This window comes from Kitasatospora sp. NPDC007106, assembly GCF_040634455.1.
Taxonomy (GTDB): domain Bacteria; phylum Actinomycetota; class Actinomycetes; order Streptomycetales; family Streptomycetaceae; genus Kitasatospora; species Kitasatospora arboriphila.
Genome location: NZ_JBEYFP010000571.1, coordinates 1 through 3,937 on the forward strand (window position 1 = coordinate 1; position 3,937 = coordinate 3,937).

Sequence of the window (3,937 nt, forward strand, 5' to 3'; positions counted from 1 at the left end):
GTGTCCTGCGGGGTGACCTCCTGGTCGTCGACGTAGACCCGGGGCCGGCGGAGGTCGGTGCCGTCGACGGTGACGGCGTCGGGCGAGTGCCGCGTCCAGCTCATCCCCATCGCTTCGGCGACCTCGGCGTACATGTCCCAGAAGTAGTGCTTCCACATGGCGCCGGTGCGGGTCGACTCGCGGTCGGGGAAGATCCAGCACATCCGGCGCAGCGGGCCGCCGGGGCCGGTGCCGGGTCCGGTGTCCGGCAGGTGCGGTGCGGGTGGGGTCATCGTCGTCCTCACGGGGGGCGTGGCAGGCGGGTGGGTGCGTCAGCGGGCTCGGTCGCCGGGTGGTGCGGGCTGCTCGGACCACCAGCGGCGGCCGGCCTCCGGCAGGGTGTCGACCGGGTCGTAGTAGGGGTGGCGCCGCTCCAGCGGGTCCTCGGTCGCGGAGCCGTCGGGGGCGCCGTCGGGGGTGCGGAGTTCCAGCGCGGTGCGGTAGTTCTTCGTCCAGTAGGAGATGCCGCGTTCGCGGTCGTAGGCCACCGCCTGGTGCACCCACCGCTTGCCGACGTGCGGGACGTCGCAGACCAGCCGCGGGGTGGCGTAGCCCGGCAGGTAGCCCATGATCGCCTCCTGGAGGTGCTGGGCCTGGTGGAGCGGGGTCCGCCAGTGTTCGGCGCCGGGGATCAGGTCGCAGAGGTAGAAGTAGTAGGGCAGGACGTTCGCCTCGCCCTGGAGGGCGAAGCACAGGTCGAGCAGGTCCTCCGGGGTGTCGTTGACGCCGCGCATCAGCACGCCCTGGTTGCGGACGTCGCGGACCCCGGCGTCCAGCAGCGCCCTGGCGGCCTCGGCGACCAGCGGGGTCACCGACTGCACGTGGTTGGCGTGGGTGTGCACGGCGAGGTTGACCGAGCGGCGGGCGGCGAGTGCCGCGACCCGGCCGAGTCCGGCGAGGACGTGCGGTTGCAGCCAGTGCTGCGGCAGGCCGACGACGGCCTTGCTGGCGAGGCGGATGTCGCGCACCGAGCCGAGGTCGAGCAGCCGGACGAGGAAGGACTCCAGTTGCGGCCAGGGCACGTTGGCGAGGTCGCCGCCGGAGACGACCACGTCGCGCACGGACGGGGTGCGTTTGAGGTAGTCGAGCATCTGCTCCTGCCGGTCGACGGGCCGCAGCACCAGCCGGGTCTTGGCGACCTGGGGGGTGGAGGTGCCGACCAGGTCCATCCGGGTGCAGTGGCCGCAGTACTGCGGGCAGGTGGCGACCAGTTCGGCCAGCACCTTGGTCGGGTAGCGGTGGGTGAGGCCCTCCGCTACCCACATGTCGGCCTCGTGCAGCGAGTCGCGTTCGGCCTTCGGGTGGCTGGGCCACCGCGGATGCCGGTCGGCACGCACGGGCAGCATGTAGCGCCGCACGGGGTCGGCGAGGAACGCCTCGGTGAACGCCTGCGGCTCGGCCGGGGCGTGCGGCGCCACGGTGTTGAGCATCTGCGGCGGCAGCAGCATCGGCATCGTGGCGGACTCGGCCTGGTCGGCGGCGAGTTCCTCGTAGAACCGGTCGGTGAGCAGCGGGCCGGCGACGGCGCGCAGCTGCCGGAGGTTCTTGACGCAGTGGGCGCGCTGCCACTGGGCGTCGCGCCACTGGGCCTCGGTGACGTCGCGCCAGCCCGGCAGCCGGCGCCAGTCCGGCTCGGTCAGGGCGGTCCGTACGTACTGGTACGGCTGCCGGACGGTGTGGTGGTCCATCAGGGGCTACTGGCCGGTGAAGTGGGTGGCGAAGCGGGTGCGGAGTTCGCGCTTGAGCACCTTGCCGGTGGGCCCGAGCGGGAAGTCCTCCGGGGTCCGGGCGATGCTGACGGCGGCGAGTTCGGCGAGCCCGGCCTCGGCGAGCGCCTTGTTGGCGGCCCGCTGGACGTCCTCGGCGGCGGCCTCGGCGGCTGCGGCCTGCAGGCGGACGACGGCGACGGGCCGCTGGCCCTCCCCCGCGGCGCCGGGGACGCCGACCACCGAGCAGTCCTGCACCAGGTCGTCGCAGTCGGCGAGCAGCACCTCCTCGATCGGCAGGCTGTAGACCGGGCCGTGGGCGGTGTCGATGACGTCGACGGTGCGGTCGAGGTGGTAGAAGGCGCCGTCGGCGTCGCGGCGGGCGACGTCGCCGGTGAGCCAGTAGCCGGACAGTTCGAAGGTGGCGGTCAGCCGGGGGTTGTTCCAGTAGCCGGGCGTGCGGGACGGGGTGACGACGCCGAGCATGCCGACGGTGCCGTCGGGGACCTCCTCGCCGTTCTCGTCGAGCACGGCGGCCCGGGTCACCACCTCCAGCGGCTTGCCGACGCAGCGGTCGTTGCGGACGGTCTCGGGCGTGGTGACCTGGCCGAACAGGGCCATGCCCATCTCGGAGGAGCCCAGGCCGTCGATGAACTGCGAGCCGGGCAGGGCGGGCTGCTCGGCCTGCTCCTGCGGCAGCAGCCAGGGCTTGATCAGGCCGGACGGGCGCTCGCCGAGCCGGACCAACCTGCGGATGTGCCCGTGGTGGGCGCTGTCGCCGGTGTTGAACCAGGAGTGCACCTTCGCCGCGCCGGCCACGGGCAGCTCCCCGGTGGCCAGTTCGACGAAGGTGCGCGGGAAGGAGGCGACCATGGTCGGCCGGAAGGCCTCCATGACGGGCTCCACGACGGCGCGCCGCCAGTCGGACATGACGACCGTGGGCAGGCCGAGCAGGGTGGCGGTGAGGAAGTAGCTGAGCCCTCCGGCGTGGGTGTGCGGCATCAGCGACATCAGCCGGTCGTACGGCTCCGCGGGGAAGCGCACCATCCGCGGCTGCTTGCCGTCCCAGAACTGGCGGTGCGCCAGCATCGTCGACTTCGGCGTGCCGGTGGTGCCGGAGGAGTGGATCAGCGCGACGACGTCCTCGGCGGCGTGCCGGTACGGGTACTGCTCGGGCAGCTGCACGGCGGTGGCGTCGAAGGCCTGGATCTCGGCGGCCATCGCGATGAACCGCGGGCGGCGCTGCGGGTCCTCGCGGTAGGCGGCGGCGAGCCGGGTCGGGTCGTCCGCGACGACGCCGACCACGCCGACGTGGTCGAGGTAGCGCACCATCACGTCGTGCCGCATGGCGTCGTTGATCAGGGCGGGGACGGCGCCGAGCGCGGTGAGCGCGAGGAAGTGCAGCAGCGGCTCCAGGCCCTCGCCGACGACGATGCCGACCGGCTCGCCCGGGCGCACGCCGTTCGCGACGTACCAGGCGGCGTACAGGTCGCGGAGCGCGGCGACGTCGAGCAGGCTGTGGCCGCGCAGCACGACGGCGCCGCGGTGGTCGGTGCGGTGGGTGTACAGGTACGGCACCGCCCGGTTGGGGTTGGCGGCGATCGCGTGGTCGAGGAAGTTGCCGGCGCCGAGCTCGGGCTCGGTCATCAGCTGCTGCCGGGCGGCGAGGGGGGCGATGGACGTCTGCTCGCTCATGTCGCTCTCCTGAAGTGGGCGGGATGATCTGACGGTTCGTCAGATCTGCTGGTGCATGGCACCGGTGGAGGTGCGGGTGGGCGGATCGGTGCAGGTGGGGGCTTGTGGTGGCGCCGGTCTGCACGGGTGCGGCGGTGTCCGCCGCGGTGTGCCGGCCTCAGCGGGCGGTGATCTCCGCGACGACCCGGCGGCCGGAGCGGACGGCGCCCTCCATCAGGCCGAAGAACTCGGTGCTGGTCTCGGTGCCGGCCCAGTGGACGCGGCCGTGCGGCGCGGTGAGGGCGGGCCCGTTGCGGAGCCAGTCCCCCGGTCCGAACAGGGCCGCGTAACAGCCGCGGCTGTACGGCTCGTTCACCCAGTCCGTGACGTGGAAGCCGATCGGCTCCGGGAGCATCGGGAACAGCCGGGCGGCCTGCGCGAGGGCCGCCGCCCGCCGGCGGTCCGGGGCGAGGGCGGCGAACCGGTGCGCCTCGCTGACCGGCTTCGTCACCGGCAGC

General features: G+C 73.4%; 4 protein-coding genes. All 4 read right to left on the reverse strand.

The genetic code is table 11. From position 1 onward, the window contains the following. A partial coding sequence (locus tag ABZ641_RS28580) for a hypothetical protein (RefSeq protein ID WP_359986314.1) occupies window positions 1–272 on the reverse strand: 272 nt, incomplete at its 3' end. A gap of 39 nt (window positions 273–311) precedes the next feature. Next, window positions 312–1,727, reverse strand: coding sequence for a lysine 2,3-aminomutase (locus tag ABZ641_RS28585; RefSeq protein WP_344623798.1), 1,416 nt, complete (start codon window positions 1,725–1,727; stop codon window positions 312–314). Between the two features lie 6 nt (window positions 1,728–1,733). Then, complete coding sequence (locus ABZ641_RS28590) at window positions 1,734–3,440, reverse strand: class I adenylate-forming enzyme family protein (protein ID WP_359986317.1); 1,707 nt, start codon at window positions 3,438–3,440, stop codon at window positions 1,734–1,736. A gap of 157 nt (window positions 3,441–3,597) precedes the next feature. Beyond that, the coding region (locus ABZ641_RS28595; RefSeq protein ID WP_359986320.1) for an FAD-dependent oxidoreductase at window positions 3,598–3,937 on the reverse strand (340 nt) is incomplete at its 5' end.